Genomic DNA, 15758 nt, shown 5'->3' with positions numbered 1-15758 from the left:
TCGTAGCGCCCCCTCGACGGCTTGTCGCCGGAACAGCCTTGAGCGGTACCGCCCAGTGCGATAGCCCTTTCCAGCCGGGGTGACGAGATGCGTCGACGCGCCCCCCATGCCATCCTAGGGGCTTTTCCAGCCGCCGGATCCTTCCCATGTCGCTTGCCATCAGCCTGATTGCCCCCTCCTCGGTCACCGACGACGACGCCATCGCGCGCGGCATTCGTGGGCTGGAGTCGCTGGGTGTCAGGGTGCGCTGCCCCGAACCGCTGCAGCGGCCCTGTCGCTACCTGGCCGGTTCACGCGAGTGGCGCCTGGCCCAGCTGCATGCCGCCCATGACGACCCCGAGACCCAGGCCGTGTGGGCGATCCGCGGCGGCTACGGCGCCGCCCAGCTCCTCGACGGCATCGACTGGGCTCGGCTGGCCGCCAACCCCAAGCCCCTGGTGGGCTACTCCGATGTCACCGTGCTGCTCGACCACTGGCACCGCCACGGCCTGCCGGCGATCCACGGCCCGGTGGTCAAGGCCGCGGGCGGCCTGCTCGAGGCCGAACACGCGGCCGACGACAAGGAGACCGAAAGCGAGGCCGCTAGCGAGAACAACCACGAGGAGCACCGGGTAGTGCATCAGCAGTTCACCGAGACCCTGGCGCTGATTCAGGGGACGGCAACGCTCGACTACCCAGTTGCCGGCTGGGGCGAGGCCCCTGCCACACTCTCCGGCCCTCTCGTCGGCGGCAACCTCACCACCCTGGCAAGCCTCGCGGGCACCCCGGCCGCCTTCCAGGCACCGCCCGGGGCGCTGGTGATCCTCGAGGATGTGGGGGAACCCTGGTATCGCCTGGAGCGGGCCCTGTGGCAACTGGTGCATGGCGGCGCCCTGGACCGGGCCGCCGCCGTCTGCCTGGGTACCTTCGAGGGCTGCCCGCCCTGGGGCGACGAATGCCTCGAGGCGATCCTCGCCGCGACCCTGGCGCCGCTGGGCATCCCGCTCTATCACGGCCTGCCGGTGGGCCATGGACTGCACAACCGGCCCTGGCGCTACGGCGCCAGCGGGCAGATCCGTCAGGGGCGTCTCAGCATCGCGAGCTGACGCGCAGGCGGCCTGCACCAGCGCTTTCTCTCTACAACAGGGCTTCTATATAAGACTGTCGCGATCATGCGGGCATTGGCGCCCATCGTCGGGATTCCTTGCCTCCCTCTTGCCCTCCCACTCCTCTGGCGGGTATTATTTGTGCACCGCAGCGAGGAGCTCCCCTCGCGCTGCACCGCAGCGTGCTGACTCACGTGGTATCGTGAAAAAGCACACGTGCCCAGCGAGAATCGTGAGGAAACACCGATGGGAACCCGAACGCGCCTGATGCTGACCTGCTGCCTGGCAGGCCTGCTGGCCCTCGGCACTGCTGCCAGCGTTCATGCTCATGACGCCAGCGCCGAGACTCAGCAGGGATACGCCTCCTTCTATGCCGACAAGTTCCAGGGCCGCACCACGGCCAGCGGGGTGCCGTTCGACCAGAACCGGCTCACCGCCGCCCATCGTCACCTGCCCTTCGGCACCGAGGTGGAAGTAGAGCGCCCGGACACCGGCCAGAAGGTCACGGTCGTGATCAACGATCGCGGCCCCTTCGTGAGGGGCCGCATCATCGATCTCTCCAAGCGCGCCGCCAGAAAGCTGGGGTTGCTCGATCGCGGCGTGGCCCCGGTGGTCGTTACCCAGATCAACTGACTCCCGCCATGGCGGCCGGCATGCCCGTCCCGCTCGCCAGCTGAACCGCGATGGCGGCCATCATCACGCCGATGGCCCCGTCGATGGCTCGCCACGCCACCGGCCGCTTCAGCCAGGGCGCCAGCGCCGCCCCACCCCAGGCCAGCAGGCTGAACCACAGGATCGACGCCGACCCCGCCCCGGCCAGGAAGCCGGCGGTGCTGCTCTGCTGTGCCCCTACCGCCGGAATCAGCAGCAGGGTATCCAGATAGACTTGGGGGTTGAGCAGGGTCACCGCCAGGGTGGCCAGGATCACCCGGCGACGCCCCGGTGGTGCCTGGGCCTCGCCATCCAGTCCCTGACGCCCGCTGGCCGCACGCCACAGGGCCTGGGCGGCCAGCCAGCCAAGAAACAGCACCCCGGCCCAGCGCATCAGCTCCATCGCCTGGGGCACCGCCAGCAGCAGCGCACTGATACCGAGCATGCCGGCACTGAGCAGCAGCAGATCGCTGGTCATGCACAGCCCGGCCGACCACCAGTGATGCTGACGACGCACCGCCAGCCCCAGCACATAGGCGTTCTGGGCGCCAATCGCCATGATGATCCCGCCGCTAACCACCAGCCCGGTAAGATAGCTCTCCAGCACTTCGCTGCTCCCTCTCGTTATCGATGGCGTCCAGCCTAGCCGACGCCATCCATACGCAAAAATCATCCTGTTAATGCCACATCAGTTTTGCTTATGATGAGCCCAAATATCGGCCGGGTACGTGGAATGCTGGATTACAAGCTGCTGGAGGCCCTGGCGGCCGTGGTGGAGTGCGGCGGTTTCGAGCGCGCCGGCGAGGCGCTGGGGCTCTCGCAATCGGCGATCTCCCAGCGCATCCGCACCCTGGAGATACGCCTGGGGCAGCCCGCGCTGGTTCGCACCCCGGCGCTGGCCCCCACGCCGGTAGGCCGCCAGCTGCTCAATCATGCCCGGCGCGTGCAGCTGCTCGAGCGCGACCTGAGCCGGGCGCTGCCGACCCTGGAGAGCGAGGCACCACGCCTGCGCATCGCGGTAAACGCCGACAGCCTCGCCACCTGGTGGGCCGAGGCCGTCGGTGCGCTGTGTCGTGAGGAGGGGGTAGTCCTCGACCTGGTGGTGGAGGATCAGGAAGTCGGCCTGCGCCGACTGCGCGACGGCGATGTGGCCGCCTGCCTGTGTGCCAGCCCGCAGCCCATCGCCGGGGCACGCGCCCTGCCGCTGGGCCGGATGAGCTATCTGCCGCTGGCCACGCCCGCCTATCGCGAGCGCCACTTCCCGGCGGGCCCTACCCCCGAAGCCTTTCGCCAGGCGCCGGCCATCGTCTTCGGCCCCAACGACCAATTGCAGCACCGCTTCCTGGCCCAGTGCGGCTACCACGGCCCCTTTCCCTACCACCTCTGCCCCGCCTCCGAGGGTTTCGTCAGGCTGGCCCTGGCCGGCATGGGCTACGGCATGATCCCGCGCATGCAGGTGGAGAGCCGGCTGGCGGCCGGCGAGCTAGTCAGCATCGCCCCGGGGGAGGCGCTGGAGGTGCCGCTCTACTGGCACAGCTGGCGCCATAGCGGCCAGCTGATCGAGCGGCTGAGCGAGGCGCTGGGCGCGGTCACTCTGGTGTGACTAGGCTCTGTCCGAAAACTGGCTGCGCTCGGCTATACGGCGTTAAAAATCGACTCAAAGTACTCATTTACACTCCGTAAACTCCGTCTTTTCACCGATTTTTGCCTTGTCTAACCTTCGCTCGCCGACTTTTCAGACAAAGCCTAAATACGCCTGGGGCGGGGTTTTCCTGGCCTGATTCTCTCAGGCCTGATTTCCCTTGTGGTAAGGGCGCTCGATCGAGCGATGCAGCGCCGCCAGCGAAAAGGCGCGCACGAACTCGTCGAACGGGCGACCGTCGAACCACAGCCGTATCACCGGCAGGCTGAACACCTGGCGCTGGGCACACACCGACTGCCCCTCGCCCTGGCAATCCACATAGACGCCCCGCATGGCGGGAAACGACTCGGCCAGCATCGCCTCGATGCGCGGCTTGATCGCCTGACACACCCCACAAGCCGGGCCGCCATAGAGCACCAGCAGCGCCGGGGACTCCGCCTCCAGCGCCGCCAGCTCCTCAAGGGAGGAGACAGGGCGCAGCGCACTCGCCTCGCCCCTCACACTCGGCTCACGCGGCTTACTCATCATCACCGTCGGCAAGCTTGTCCTGGGTGCGGGTGGCGAAGTCCTCGGCCGCGTGACGCTCATGGAGCTGCATCTCGGGCTCGCCGAAGGTGCGGTTGACCATGCGTCCGCGCTGCACCGCCGGGCGCTCGTCGATCTCCCGAGCCCAGCGCACCACGTGGGTGTACTCCTGCACCTGCAGGAACTCGCCGGCATCATAGAGCCGCCCCAGCACCAGCTGGCCATACCAGGGCCAGGTGGCCATATCGGCGATGGTGTAGGTGTCGCCGGCCAGGTAACGATTCTCAGCTAGGTGGCGATCCAGCACATCGAGCTGGCGCTTGGCCTCCATGGCGTAGCGGTCGATGGGGTACTCGAGCATCTCCGGCGCATAGGCGTAGAAGTGCCCGAAGCCGCCACCCAGGAAGGGCGCGCTGCCCATCTGCCAGAACAGCCAATTCAGGGTCTCGGTACGCGCGACGTGATCGCTCGGCAGAAACTCACCGAACTTCTCCGCCAAGTAGAGCAGGATGGAGCCGGACTCGAACACCCGGGTGGGCGGCGTGGTGGAGTGATCCATCAGCGCCGGGATCTTGGAGTTGGGGTTCGCCTCGACGAAGCCACTGCCGAACTGGTCGCCATCGCCGATGCGGATCAGCCAGGCGTCGTACTCGGCGTCTTGATGCCCCAGCGCCAGCAGCTCCTCGAACATCACCGTGACCTTGACCCCGTTGGGGGTGGCCAGGGAGTAGAGCTGGAAGGGGTGCTCGCCCACCGGCAGCGGCTTCTCATGAGTTGCCCCGGCGACCGGGCGGTTGGTGCTGGCGAAGGCGCCTTCGCTGGCTCGTTCCCACTTCCACACCTTGGGCGGCACGTACTGATTCTGTTCGCTCATGCTGACTCCTGGTTGCGAAGCCGCTCCGGTCATCGGCGACGGCATGTGAGGCTCCGACAAACGATAGCGGGTTAAGGTTTCGGATTCGAGCCGCCGGGCTGGCACACTTACTGACACTGAGCGTGGGTAGTCCACAATAACCATGCAGGACTGCATAGCTCACTGGACTGTGCACCAACCTCCTCTATGCTCAGTGCTGCACATAAAGGGGCGGCCTTGCGCACTGAAGAATCATCTAAAGTGGGGGTTAAGACCACAGGCCCATCGACTGGCCTGTGCCGGCCAATGCAATATATATCGTTGTAGCGGTGGTGCTCCCGACGGTGAGGTATCAATCAGCCGTCACTCAGAGAAGCGTGAAAACAAAAATAATGAACGGAGTAATAGCCTGGCATATGTCTAATACTACCAGCACAGCTCGGTGCTATCCTTTTCATCGGCATCCTCTGCGGCACGTTGTCCCAACTGATTCAGCGAAAACTCACTGCACAGCTCATCGTCAGCCTGCGGGCCTTGAGGTGTGGCTGTGAGGGTATAGGAAGCAGCACTCGCACTCAGGGCGAGAGTGTAAAATCCCTCGTCGCTGGTGGTGGCTCGACCCAACCCCTGATCAGCACATGTCGCGTCGGCGGTGATGGACCTAGCATATTCACCGCAGCGCGCCATGTGCCGCTCCTGAGCCTGAGCCAGGCTCATTAATGTCACGATGGCGTCACCGCGCCGTGTCCGTTCGACATACTGCTGGTAACTGGGATAGGCAATCGCCGCCAATATGCCGACCACGGCCACCGCGATCATCAGCTCTATGAGGGTGAAGCCTCGATTCTGCCGAACCACCATCATGGCCGCCCTCCCCTCGGGAGGCGTTGAATAAATACCGCTGTTTTCGGCTGTCCACGCACATCATAACTTATCGCGACGCGGTCCCCCTCTTCCAAGCTGAGCAGAGATAGTGGCTTTTCCTGAGCATCCAGAATCATGGTTTTCCTAGTAACGCGAAGATAGATATCAGCATCCAACAAAAGATAGAACCCATTCTCATTCCAGTCTACCCGCGCCACCTCACTAGTAATGTTCTGAGTATTTACGTCACTCCTATCAGGCACGCGATCAATGCTGGGGCCTGACTGCTGGGCCAACGTCGGAATTGTGGCAGTCAATAGGCCGACAAAGATGAGTCTATGTATACGAGACATGATCAACACGATATCTCCACTAGCGAATCTGGTACCAACCGGTACGCCCGAGGGAAGCATCGGATATAATTTGTGTCTTCTGTAGCAGAATTCCGTCGCCGCGCCCATTGGTTACACCGACATACTGGTTTTCACCGATAAATTCCGGCGCCGTCGGCTCCCCTTCCATCTGTATCGACACGACTACCTCACCATCAATGATGTTTGATTCACCATCACTCTGCTGCTCTACCAGATCTTCTGACGAGAATTCTCCATCCTGATTGTAATCAAACACCTGATTTTTTCCTGCGGTGGCATCATAGGCTCCATAACCACGTCTTGGCGGAAGGCCATTGGACAAACTCAAGGCATTTAGCCAACCTCGAGATGCGGCCTCACAGATGCTGCCGACCCCGGGCACCGTCGTATTGAAGGCGACCAGATCACCGGCTATCACCGGCCGCCTGACAAGCCGCTCGCCATCATCTGTCAGATTGATATACCAGCCGTACTGCTTGGCAGAGTCTTTACCGGGGTTAAGGTCCGGCAATGGATCTGGGTTGGCACCCAGGTAGTCCACGGCGCTTCCGCTCGCATAACGAGCACCGGTAGCATTGCCATCCATATCGGTGGGCGATATGAATTCCTGTTCTTGAAGGTCTTCATGATAGTAGGCAGGCTCGGTTACTTTAGGGGGTTCTTTACCCGTATGCAGAACACTGTAGAAGGTCTGGGATGACCTATCGCTAACATCATCGGCCGCTAACATCTGGCCCGTCCCCCAGTACACATTCAAGTAGGGCTCACTTTTCGAGCCAGCGAAGAGTGGATTTCTCTCTACGGCTACGCGAGTCGAGATCGGTTGGCGGTCATCCGACTGGCAAGCACTGTTATTATCGCTGTTGAAGTCGTCCCTCTTGGATGGATCAGCACAGGACTCGAAAAGCCGCAGGGTAGACGTCGAATCAGCAGTTCCATCAAAGGCCGTCAGGTCGAAGGCCCAGACATTACCGTGCAGGTCGCCGGCATAGACCCAGTCATAGATGCCGTCTCCATCCAGATCCGCAATTTCCGGGCTGGAAAGTCCGTTGCAATCGCTGCCCTCGTAGGTACAACTCTGCCCGCTCTCTCTCGAGCCCACCCCGGTAGTGAGCTCGATAAAGTCACTTTCATTCTCGAGGTTCACCATAAACAGCGAGGCCTGGCCATGCCCCTGATCGGCGTTGTAGCCATTGCCGAAGATCGCATACCAGTCCCCATCCGCCAGTTTGGCGACCTCGATGTCGCTGAAGGTATACCCCAGGTTTGGATGCGAAAACTCCCATTTGACCACATCCGCGGCCGTACCGAAGTCTAGAGGATCGGTAATATCCAGCATATAGACCGACTTGCCCCCACCGCCAAGTCCGCCCAGCAGCACGGTGTGCCAGGCGGCGGGACCACTGCCGGTTTTGATAAAGGCATCACGGGCCACGGGGTTACCATCCACGTAGTAGCGGTGCACATAATCTTTTCCGGCCAGCAGGTGAAGTCCCTTTCCGGCTTCGGTGCTGAACAGGCCATGCGGGATAAAGGTGAATAACTCGCTACCATCCGTCATATCGATCGCATGCAACATCCCACCGTTGGAGCCTACATAAGCTACTGACCCCCTATCCATAATTGAATGCCGATATGCCGAATAGCTATCATCCTCTATCTTGTCCGGATAGCTGCCTGCTGGACCATCAACAATCACCGGCGATGAGTTGATGATATCCCCCAAGAAGGGGCTTACCCGTTCCCTCAACACGCCCTCATGCTGGTCATCACCACGAAAAAAGTTGATGAAATCTGCACGGCCGATCGCCGAGTAACGCCGCCCACCATCCTGACGAAACCCCTTTCGCAAGTCCCGCTTCTGGGTCTGACTGAAGCGGTCACCGGGATCGTTATTCCAGTTACTGGCGCGAAACTCGAAGGCCTTATGTCCCTCATCACCTTCGGGATTGTAAGTATAGACATTACGTGTAGCAAAGTCCGTGCTCTTGAGAGCTTCCGAGAAGGACCAAGTAGGCGACTTCAGCGACCCATCATCTTCATCGAGCTTTCTCGCCAACACATCTCCTTCCCAGGTCTTGGGATCATACTGAGTCTGCAAGACCACATTACCATTTCCCGTCTCGAAGCGACTGATCGCCAGACTGCCGGTGCTCACTGAGCGTGCCGATATATCACTAGCAATATCATAAAATGCAGCTTGCAATGCGACGGGGTCCGCGGCACTCAGGAATTTACCTCTCGAGTTCCATGCCGCGTGACGCATGTCATCGACGGCATACAATGTCTGGGCGATGTTGCTGGTAGGCCCTTCTGGCCACCCATCGAAAGGCTGGTCGGCCTGAGTCGGATTAGCATCCAGTGTGCCGTTGACACCGAACCCGACCGTGTAGGTGACAAGATGCTGGGCAGGGTTTTCATCGACGCCTGGCACGATGGGAACCAGGTCTTCCAGGTCGGAAAGATCCTCTATGTAGTACTTCATGGCAAAGTCGGCCAGCGTATAGGACACGTCGTCCTTGTCGCTTTCACGAATGAGGTCATGGTTACCGCCATCAACATTGCCAATGGAAGGCAAACCGCTTTCCAGGTCGTAATAGCCGTCACTCATCAGCACGGCATAGTTCTGCTGGCACATCCCCCCCAGCTCTTTCGACAGGATGGGTGTATCATTAGGGTCAGAGAAAAGCTGACCCGTACGATTCAAGGCAGAGCGTAGCGGGGTATCACCACTTCCCGAAGCCTCCATGATTGCCGTTGCCAGCGAAGTTCTCTGACCCTCCGTCAGATCCTCGACATCTACATCCTGGCGATCATGAATCGTGTTGAAGCCTATTCTGCCATTCACATTACCCACCAGGCCCAACAGCGCTCCCTGCGATGCCTTCATTCGGTCGCGGTAATAATAAAACCAGTTGGCATAATTCTGCTTCTGCGCCTGGGATAGGCCACCGCCGGAAAGATCGATACGGTGATCGTTACCCTGGACATAATCACTACCGCTCTTCGAATACCCGCATTCACCAAAGTCGTACTCACCATCGGCATCTTCGTCATCCCAGCGCAGATAGTAGAGCGAATCGATATCTGAAAGGGGCGCCTCATCGAACCCGACCCACGGCGAGTAGGTGATCTCAGGATCATAGGCCATCACGTTGAATCCACGGCAGGTTCCCAGAGCCGCGTAAAGGTGGTTTTTTACCTGATACCCACTCTCACGCTCGGTGCACCACCTCTCTCCCCACCAACCCTGTTCCCAATTCACGCACACGGAGTCTTCATATATTAGACCATACCCCCGAACCGAATCGGTAGGTACAAGATCGAACTCAGCCTCGACCCCATTGTTAAGAGTGTCTTCGAAGGTCATGCTGCCCGAGTCATCTAGAATCAGCATGATATTGGGCTTGACTCCGGTGGACTGCGACACCGGGGCTTGAGCAATATCGCCGGGAGCGGCCAGGAGCGAAGATGACCACAGCACCAACAGCGGAACTATAATAGGAAGCATACTTAATCCTCTATCAGTTGGGCTCGAGGCGGATCTCACTCTGCACGATGGCCGTTGCACTGCCTCCAGCCTCTCCCCGCACCGTGATCCGAAAGGTGTAAGGCCGCTGATCGTTCACGGCATTCTTGTAGTTGACCGGCGCCGCCCCGGCGCGGCCAAGATACTCGATGATCCAGCGACCACTACTCTGGTAGTCATAGTCATAATTGGCATCATCACTCAAGCTCAGTTCGACTCCCTTACTCCAATCCCCATCTACGGCGTCGAAGGCTGTATCACTCCCTTTTGGGCCAGGGTGATACAGACCAGCCACCTGGCCATTTCCGAAACTCTGCGGCACTCCCCAGGTCCCATCCTCGAGATTGCCTTGCAGTTGATTCTCAACATTAATCAATAACCGTTCCGCATTATATGCCGCTTGCTCACGGAGGCGGTTGTTGATGCTCATCTTGCTCTGTAGTTGAGCATCCTCGGCGCCAGTAATAGCGATAAGACCCACTACCACCAGCATCACCAGCACAACTAAAAGAGCGGCCCCCTGCTGTCTGTTGAAGTGTCTTCTCACGCTCCCTCCCGAAACTGTAGGTTACGGGGCGTGAAGGTCAGATTGAAGGTTCGCTCCAGCCGCCCGTTATCGTCGCCGCCGGGGACGACTCCAGGCTGGGTACTCAGGGTCAAGGCGATCTCGATACGTCTCACATTATCCCAATCACACTCAGCACAAGTATCGATGTCTTCCGCTGGCACCTTGAGTCTATCGATCTGCCCATCATTATCGGTATCCAGACTAAAGGTCACGTCAAACCCAGTAACACCTGCAACCAGCTCCTCTCTTCCGCCAACGCCATTGCCAGTGATGTCTGCAGTCCTATCCAGGAAGAGGGCCCTCTCTCCCGTTCCCGCCTGGTCATCAAGAACCAGTCGCCAGGCTTTGAGGACATAGAGTGAACTAATGGCGGATTGTTGAGCACCATACGCCTTGCTCAAACTATCCTTAGGCTCCACGCTTTCATCATCATTCTTGTCGACGACAAAGACATCAGTGGTATCGCAATCGGTCACTAATGCGGTTTTCTCACCACTTGCTGTATCGAAGAGTGCTGCATCTTGTTTAGAAAATCTTATTACACCTGCAGGCGAGCTCATGGGCGAAGCAAGCGCAACCTCGGTCACCTTGTCAGCTTGAAGAAAAGTCAACTGCCAATAGCTCAATCCACGATTTGTATCCTGGCTACCCCCCAACGGAGTTTGCAAATCGTATGTGCCAATTACAGAATCCGATGTACTCAGCTTGTTGGCATTGGCACAACCTGCGTAACCAACATTACGCAACAGTGGCTGCAAACGGAAGGAAACATAGCGAGCAGATTCCTGAAGGTAGGACATTGCATCCTGTGTACTCATGCTGGCACGAGTTCCCAAGAGCATTTGAACAGCCAGTGCAATGACCAGCAGCCCTAACACCAAGGATATCATCAACTCGACGAGGCTCACCCCACGCTGTCTCATTCTCATTATTCAAGCACCTCGAAGATAAACACTTCCTCTCTGGCCTCACCACTACGTGCATCCTGCCAACGTAATGTCAAGGTCACTTCACTGTCATCAACGGCAATATCGGCATCCGCATCGGTCAGTGTCGAGTCCTGAAGATTTTCTTGCCAGTCATCCAAGTCTTGAGACGCCAAATCTTCGGAAGTGCATTCTTTACTACATCCTCCACTCAATTCACGGCTTTTCAAATTAGACACACTATAGTTATCAACGGCATCGGCATTGGCCTGAATTCTTTCTGCCATTTCCTGTGCCAATAAATGCGCTACCGTACGATTATAACTTAACCTTTGATCCTGCATGGTTTCCAGTTGCAATCGTGCCATGCCAAGCAACGCAATGCTCAATAACAACAAGGCAACGAGAACCTCGACCAGCCCGACACCTCTCTGCCTAAACGGGGGCGATGAAAGATGACCATAATCCGCCGAACTGAAATTCATGTTAGTGTTTGTTAGGTTAATTTGGCGGATATTCATGAGCAACCACTTCCATCTCGGTTGACACGACTACGCCCAGAAGGGGCCAACACCAAATCCATTTGCGAGTCGCCCGTACATATTTTCCAGGTACTATTACCCGCACTCAAAGTTCCCAATGAGTCGAAGGTAACTCTGGAAGCCCCTCCCAAAATCACTTGGGCCTCGCTACTTCCATGAACCCAAATGCCTCGACCTGCCTCGATAGTGTCATTATTTCCACGGTAGACGACCCATCCTTCCTGCCAATCATTCCCGCAGACAATATCCACCTGGTCGTTAAAACCAGTCGGATAGGGGCATAGACTCACCTCATCACCAATTGACACTGCCTCGCTTCGTGCGAGTGAAAGCCCATACTTCAGAGACCTTAGGTCACTTTCCACTTGCATTCTCGACACCAGTGTCTGCCAGGAGGGAACTCCGACCATAGCAATGATCGCCACCAGGGCGACAGTGACCATCAACTCTAACAGCGTGAAGCCTGACATCCCCCGCTTGTGTCGCCCCCAGTGGAGTCCTGCTTGACAAGGAAGGCCCGTCTGGGACATGCGATGCGTCTCCCTGTATGGCGAGTATTTTGTTTCAGTATGTATCAAAAACTAGGGTTCCGATAGTGTAAGGGCTTAAAAATACCATGCGGCCTGGCTGGAAGCCGCTTAAGCATGCTCCTCGGCGAAGATTGGAGAAATCATGCATATCACGGGTAGTTGGCTTACCCAAATATAACTGAATTGCATATAATTACATCTAAAACGCTACACTTTCTCCGAGCAGTAGCGTGTGATGAATCATCACTTCAAATGCTATCAGTGCTTCAGACAAGCCATCCCATTGCGGTCTGCAGGTGCTTTTCCCATGACCACGGTACTGCCAATCAAGGCATTGCAGTCGCCCGCACCACCCTGGCTCACACCAGCATCACAGCGACCAACCATCTGACGGACCTGATTTTCATCGACAAGCAGGCAGTCATCGGTTACGAATTATTTTCGCTATCCCACACCGACTGACAGCACCGAGCGCGCAATAACTCGCTAAGGTTATTGCTGTTGATACGTTGGTCACTGTCTCTCGCATTCAGGTTGTGAGCTGGACTCGCATACACTCAAGCTTTGCCGTTACATAAAATTTCATTATGTGTCATCAAGCCGGCCCACAGATAGAATGACAAGACACTAATACGATGTCTTCGTGAACCCCAGCACCGGCTACAACCGCCAGATCAGCGAGCGCCAGACCCTGAGCGTATCGGCGTTTGCCAGCGGCAGCCTGAACACCGAGTACAGCGGCCGCGACCGGGGCACCTTCGGCGCCGGCAAGGCCGGGGTGAACCTAGAGCAGCTGTTTATCGCGCCGACCTGGACCTGGCGCTTAAACGAGAATCACGCCATCGGTATCTCCCCGGTGATTGCCTACCAGCGCTTCTCGGCCACGGGCCTCGACAGCTTCGCCCGCTCCTCGTCCGGTCCGGGTGCGCTCTCCAACAACGGCACCGACGACGCCTGGGGGTACGGCTTCCAGCTTGGCTGGCAGGGCCAGCTCACCGACGTGCTGCGCGGTGACCTGAGCTGACGCAAGGTGCTGAAGATGGAGGAGTTCGACGACTACCGTGGGCTCTTAGCCGAGCAAAGAGACTTCGACATCTCGCAGATGTTCCACGCCGGCCTGGCCTTCTACTCGCCGGAGGAGGCGGTACGCGACGAGCCCCCCATGGGGGCCGGGCCAGGAGATAGAGTTCAGAATGCGCCAGTGGGCGCGGAGGTAAGCTTGGGATGGCGGTTCTGAGTGTTGCTGACTGGTTCTGGCCGTTCTGCCTGATACGAGGCGCCTGACGGCGTCTCACCGCTAGGCGGTTTCGGGCGGGGAAACCCGGGCTTCCACAGGAGGCATCCCCTTACAGAAGCGCCGCCGTCATCTGCATGATGGCGGCGTTCGCTTTTCTGCCCTTTCTACTTATTCTCCTCCGGCCTACTCTCTTGGTTCCGTTCGCTACTCGCTGACAATCACGCGCTCACGCAGCTCGCGGGGCATGGAGAAGGTGATGGTCTCCTCGCGGCCGGCAAGCTCCTCGGGGGCGCTGGCACCGAAGCTCTTGAGCCGCTCGATCACGCCCTGCACCAGCACTTCCGGGGCGCTGGCACCGGCGGTAACGCCGATGGCATTGACGCCCTCGAGCCAGGCCGGGTCGATCTGGTCGGCGTTGTCGACCAGATAGGCGGGAGTGCCGACCCGCTCGGAGAGCTCCCGCAGGCGGTTGGAGTTGGAGCTGTTGGGGCTTCCCACCACCAGCACCAGGTCCGCGCCGTCGGCCAGCTCACGCACGGCATCCTGGCGGTTCTGGGTGGCGTAGCAGATGTCATCCTTGCGCGGCCCCTGGATGTCCGGGAAGCGGGCGCGCAGGGCGTCGATCACCTTGGCGGTGTCATCCATGGAGAGGGTGGTCTGGGTAACGTAGGCCAGGCGACTCGGATCCTTCACCTCGAGAGTGGCCACATCCTCCTCGTTCTCCACCAGATGAATGGTGCCACCGAGGCTGGTGTCATAGCGCCCCATGGTGCCCTCCACCTCGGGGTGGCCGGCGTGGCCGATCAGTACGCACTCCTGGCCACGACGGGCGTAGCGCAGCACCTCCAGGTGCACCTTGGTGACCAGCGGGCAGGTGGCGTCGAACACCTTGAGGCCACGCTGCTCGGCCTCCTCCTGAACGGCGCGAGAGACGCCATGGGCGGAGAAGATCACGATCACGTCGTCGGGTACCTCATGGAGCTCCTCGACGAATACCGCTCCCCGCTCGCGCAGGCTGTCGACCACGAAGCGGTTATGGACCACCTCATGACGCACGTAGATCGGCGGACCGAACACGTCCAGCGCACTGTTGACGATCTCGATGGCGCGGTCGACACCAGCGCAGAAGCCACGGGGATTGGCGAGCCTGATTTGCATGGTGAAAAATTCCTTGATGCGAAGCAGCATCAGTCAAACTGATAGCCAAGGCTGGCGAGCTTTAGAACGTTTGGCGTGAGCTTTTGGGGTCAGACCCCAGCATAGCCGCCAAGCATGGCATTGTGCACAAAGCGAGGCAAACCCGACGCCTCCAAGGCCTGCCATCAGAGGCGCCGCCAGGTGTGGAATCGCTTAGTGGGTAGTGGCCGGCACTACGTCGATGATCTCGACCTCGAAGGTCAGGGTACGCCCCGCCAGCGGGTGGTTGAAGTCCACGTCCACCTGCTCCTCCTCGATGGCGCTGATCACCCCAGGCAGCTCGCCGCCGGCGGGGTCGGCGAAGGACATCACGGTGCCGATCTCCAGGGGCTCTTCACCGAAGTCCTCGCGCTTGAGGCGCTGGATGTTCTGCGGGTTGTGCTGGCCGAAGGCGTGCTCCGGGGTGATCTCGAAGGTGGCGCTCTCGCCGGCGCTCATGCCCTTCATGGGGTGCTCGAAGCCGGGCGGCAGGTTGCCGTCGCCCAGCTGGAAGGTGGCCGGGGCCTTGTCGCGGGTGGAGTCCACCACGGTGCCGTCTTCCAGCTTGAGGGTGAAGTGCAGGGTCACTTCCATGCCCTCGTCGATGCGGTGCTGCAGGCTGTTATGGTCGGTCATGGGTATCAGACTCGAATAAAATGAAGATCGCCCGATAAATCGGGCTCCTACGATAAAAACCTTGTCAGCGTCGCTGGCGGGCGCGGCGCTTCTCGCCGATCACCGACTCCCAGATCAGCCCGATGGCGCCCAGGGTGATGCCGATGTCCGCCACGTTGAAGGCGGGGTAGTACCAGCCCGCCGCGTGGAAGGAGAGGAAGTCGACCACATAGCCGTGCACCAGGCGATCGTAGAGGTTGCCCAGGGCGCCGCCGATGATCATCGCCAGCGACGCCGCGAGCAGCGTCTCGTCGCGCTTGAGCCGGCGCATCCAGAGCGTCAGGCCGATACTCGCCCCCACCGCGATGGTGGCGAACAGCCAGCGCTGCCAGCCGGGGTGGCTGGCCAGGAAGCTGAAGGCCGCGCCGGTGTTGTGCAGCAGCGTCAGGTTGAAGAACGGCAGCACCTCTACCGGCCGGGCGAACTGCAGCCAGGCAGAGGCGGCGTACTTGGTGGCCAGGTCGAGCACGACCACCGCCAGCGCCAGCCATAGCCAGCGCAGGGGCTGGTGCATGGGCGGTACGGCCGCCACTTCGGCGCCCTTGCCCGCCTCGTTCGTGGCAGGGTCTGACTCACGCATA

17 protein-coding genes are annotated in these 15758 nt (G+C 59.7%); 5 read left to right on the top strand and 12 right to left on the bottom strand.

The features are described 5' to 3' along the window. Positions 1-146: 146 nt before the first annotated feature. Together RM463_RS16250 and RM463_RS16245 are read left to right on the top strand one after the other, a co-directional pair. Positions 147-1085 carry an LD-carboxypeptidase gene (locus RM463_RS16250; RefSeq protein ID WP_311430613.1) on the top strand — a complete coding sequence of 313 codons (939 nt, stop codon included), beginning with the start codon at positions 147-149 and terminating at the stop codon, positions 1083-1085. 246 nt (positions 1086-1331) lie between these two features. Further along, a complete protein-coding gene (locus RM463_RS16245) occupies positions 1332-1718 on the top strand; it encodes a septal ring lytic transglycosylase RlpA family protein (RefSeq protein ID WP_195689254.1) in 387 nt (128 codons plus the stop codon). On the opposite strand, the gene RM463_RS16240 is transcribed toward RM463_RS16245, so the two are convergent. After that, complete coding sequence (locus tag RM463_RS16240; protein ID WP_311430612.1) at positions 1711-2343, bottom strand: LysE family transporter; 633 nt, start codon at positions 2341-2343, stop codon at positions 1711-1713. The genes RM463_RS16245 and RM463_RS16240 overlap by 8 nt on opposite strands. A 126-nt stretch (positions 2344-2469) precedes the next feature. On the opposite strand from RM463_RS16240, the gene RM463_RS16235 reads away from it, so the two are divergent. Further along, positions 2470-3339 carry a LysR family transcriptional regulator ArgP gene (locus RM463_RS16235; RefSeq protein ID WP_311430611.1) on the top strand — a complete coding sequence of 290 codons (870 nt, stop codon included), beginning with the start codon at positions 2470-2472 and terminating at the stop codon, positions 3337-3339. 183 nt (positions 3340-3522) lie between these two features. On the opposite strand, the gene RM463_RS16230 is transcribed toward RM463_RS16235, so the two are convergent. From RM463_RS16230 to RM463_RS17540, 8 genes are all read right to left on the bottom strand, one after another. Further along, positions 3523-3903 carry a thioredoxin family protein gene (locus RM463_RS16230; protein ID WP_311430610.1) on the bottom strand — a complete coding sequence of 127 codons (381 nt, stop codon included), beginning with the start codon at positions 3901-3903 and terminating at the stop codon, positions 3523-3525. After that, complete coding sequence (yghU, locus tag RM463_RS16225; protein ID WP_311430609.1) at positions 3896-4777, bottom strand: glutathione-dependent disulfide-bond oxidoreductase; 882 nt, start codon at positions 4775-4777, stop codon at positions 3896-3898. Before yghU ends, RM463_RS16230 begins: the two co-directional genes overlap by 8 nt. Positions 4778-5182: 405 nt before the next feature. Next, positions 5183-5620, bottom strand: coding sequence for a type IV pilin protein (locus tag RM463_RS16220; protein WP_311430608.1), 438 nt, complete (start codon positions 5618-5620; stop codon positions 5183-5185). A 372-nt stretch (positions 5621-5992) separates the two neighbouring features. Then, on the bottom strand, positions 5993-9505 hold the full coding sequence (locus tag RM463_RS16215; RefSeq protein ID WP_311430607.1) for a PilC/PilY family type IV pilus protein: 3513 nt from the start codon (positions 9503-9505) through the stop codon (positions 5993-5995). Between the two features lie 13 nt (positions 9506-9518). Continuing rightward, positions 9519-10070: a hypothetical protein gene (locus tag RM463_RS16210; RefSeq protein WP_311430606.1), complete on the bottom strand. Its 552-nt coding sequence runs from the start codon at positions 10068-10070 to the stop codon at positions 9519-9521. Continuing rightward, a complete protein-coding gene (locus tag RM463_RS16205; RefSeq protein WP_311430648.1) occupies positions 10067-11014 on the bottom strand; it encodes a PilW family protein in 948 nt (315 codons plus the stop codon). The genes RM463_RS16210 and RM463_RS16205 overlap by 4 nt, the downstream gene beginning before the upstream one ends. 5 nt (positions 11015-11019) lie before the next feature. Beyond that, positions 11020-11538: a type IV pilus modification protein PilV gene (gene pilV, locus RM463_RS16200; RefSeq protein ID WP_311430605.1), complete on the bottom strand. Its 519-nt coding sequence runs from the start codon at positions 11536-11538 to the stop codon at positions 11020-11022. After that, entirely contained in the window at positions 11535-12029 is a 495-nt protein-coding gene (locus RM463_RS17540; protein WP_409230098.1) for a GspH/FimT family pseudopilin, read from the bottom strand. Before RM463_RS17540 ends, pilV begins: the two co-directional genes overlap by 4 nt. A gap of 703 nt (positions 12030-12732) precedes the next feature. On the opposite strand from RM463_RS17540, the gene RM463_RS16195 reads away from it, so the two are divergent. After that, positions 12733-13113: a hypothetical protein gene (locus tag RM463_RS16195; RefSeq protein WP_311430604.1), complete on the top strand. Its 381-nt coding sequence runs from the start codon at positions 12733-12735 to the stop codon at positions 13111-13113. Positions 13114-13128: 15 nt separating this feature from the next. Then, the gene (locus RM463_RS16190) at positions 13129-13326 is read left to right on the top strand and encodes a hypothetical protein (protein ID WP_311430603.1); all 198 of its coding nucleotides are present in this window, start codon (positions 13129-13131) and stop codon (positions 13324-13326) included. A gap of 204 nt (positions 13327-13530) precedes the next feature. Here RM463_RS16190 and ispH read toward each other — a convergent pair whose 3' ends face one another. The 3 genes from ispH to lspA all read right to left on the bottom strand — a co-directional run bounded on the left by ispH (position 13531) and on the right by lspA (position 15757). Next, a complete protein-coding gene (gene ispH / locus RM463_RS16185; RefSeq protein ID WP_311430602.1) occupies positions 13531-14484 on the bottom strand; it encodes a 4-hydroxy-3-methylbut-2-enyl diphosphate reductase in 954 nt (317 codons plus the stop codon). A gap of 192 nt (positions 14485-14676) precedes the next feature. Beyond that, positions 14677-15138: an FKBP-type peptidyl-prolyl cis-trans isomerase gene (gene fkpB / locus RM463_RS16180; protein ID WP_311430601.1), complete on the bottom strand. Its 462-nt coding sequence runs from the start codon at positions 15136-15138 to the stop codon at positions 14677-14679. Between the two features lie 64 nt (positions 15139-15202). Then, positions 15203-15757 (bottom strand): signal peptidase II, encoded by a 555-nt coding sequence (lspA, locus tag RM463_RS16175; protein ID WP_409228884.1) that lies wholly within the window; start codon positions 15755-15757, stop codon positions 15203-15205. Position 15758: the final 1 nt, after the last annotated feature.

The sequence above is a fragment of the Halomonas sp. LES1 genome (genome assembly GCF_031846005.1).
Classification (GTDB): domain Bacteria; phylum Pseudomonadota; class Gammaproteobacteria; order Pseudomonadales; family Halomonadaceae; genus Halomonas.
The sequence above is the reverse complement of the archived record's forward strand: the minus strand, read 5'-3'. Positions and strand labels throughout refer to the sequence as shown.

Bases quoted from the DNA above. Each gene is read 5' to 3' on its own strand.
- RM463_RS16245 (WP_195689254.1), top strand. From the start codon at position 1,332: ATGGGAACCCGAACGCGCCTGATGCTGACCTGCTGCCTGGCAGGCCTG.
- lspA (WP_409228884.1), bottom strand. From the start codon at position 15,757: ATGCGTGAGTCAGACCCTGCCACGAACGAGGCGGGCAAGGGCGCCGAA.
- pilV (WP_311430605.1), bottom strand. From the start codon at position 11,538: ATGAATATCCGCCAAATTAACCTAACAAACACTAACATGAATTTCAGT.
- RM463_RS17540 (WP_409230098.1), bottom strand. From the start codon at position 12,029: ATGTCAGGCTTCACGCTGTTAGAGTTGATGGTCACTGTCGCCCTGGTG.
- RM463_RS16220 (WP_311430608.1), bottom strand. From the start codon at position 5,620: ATGATGGTGGTTCGGCAGAATCGAGGCTTCACCCTCATAGAGCTGATG.
- RM463_RS16230 (WP_311430610.1), bottom strand. From the start codon at position 3,903: ATGAGTAAGCCGCGTGAGCCGAGTGTGAGGGGCGAGGCGAGTGCGCTG.
- yghU (WP_311430609.1), bottom strand. From the start codon at position 4,777: ATGAGCGAACAGAATCAGTACGTGCCGCCCAAGGTGTGGAAGTGGGAA.
- RM463_RS16190 (WP_311430603.1), top strand. From the start codon at position 13,129: ATGGAGGAGTTCGACGACTACCGTGGGCTCTTAGCCGAGCAAAGAGAC.
- RM463_RS16235 (WP_311430611.1), top strand. From the start codon at position 2,470: ATGCTGGATTACAAGCTGCTGGAGGCCCTGGCGGCCGTGGTGGAGTGC.
- fkpB (WP_311430601.1), bottom strand. From the start codon at position 15,138: ATGACCGACCATAACAGCCTGCAGCACCGCATCGACGAGGGCATGGAA.
- RM463_RS16250 (WP_311430613.1), top strand. From the start codon at position 147: ATGTCGCTTGCCATCAGCCTGATTGCCCCCTCCTCGGTCACCGACGAC.
- RM463_RS16215 (WP_311430607.1), bottom strand. From the start codon at position 9,505: ATGCTTCCTATTATAGTTCCGCTGTTGGTGCTGTGGTCATCTTCGCTC.
- RM463_RS16205 (WP_311430648.1), bottom strand. From the start codon at position 11,014: ATGAGACAGCGTGGGGTGAGCCTCGTCGAGTTGATGATATCCTTGGTG.
- ispH (WP_311430602.1), bottom strand. From the start codon at position 14,484: ATGCAAATCAGGCTCGCCAATCCCCGTGGCTTCTGCGCTGGTGTCGAC.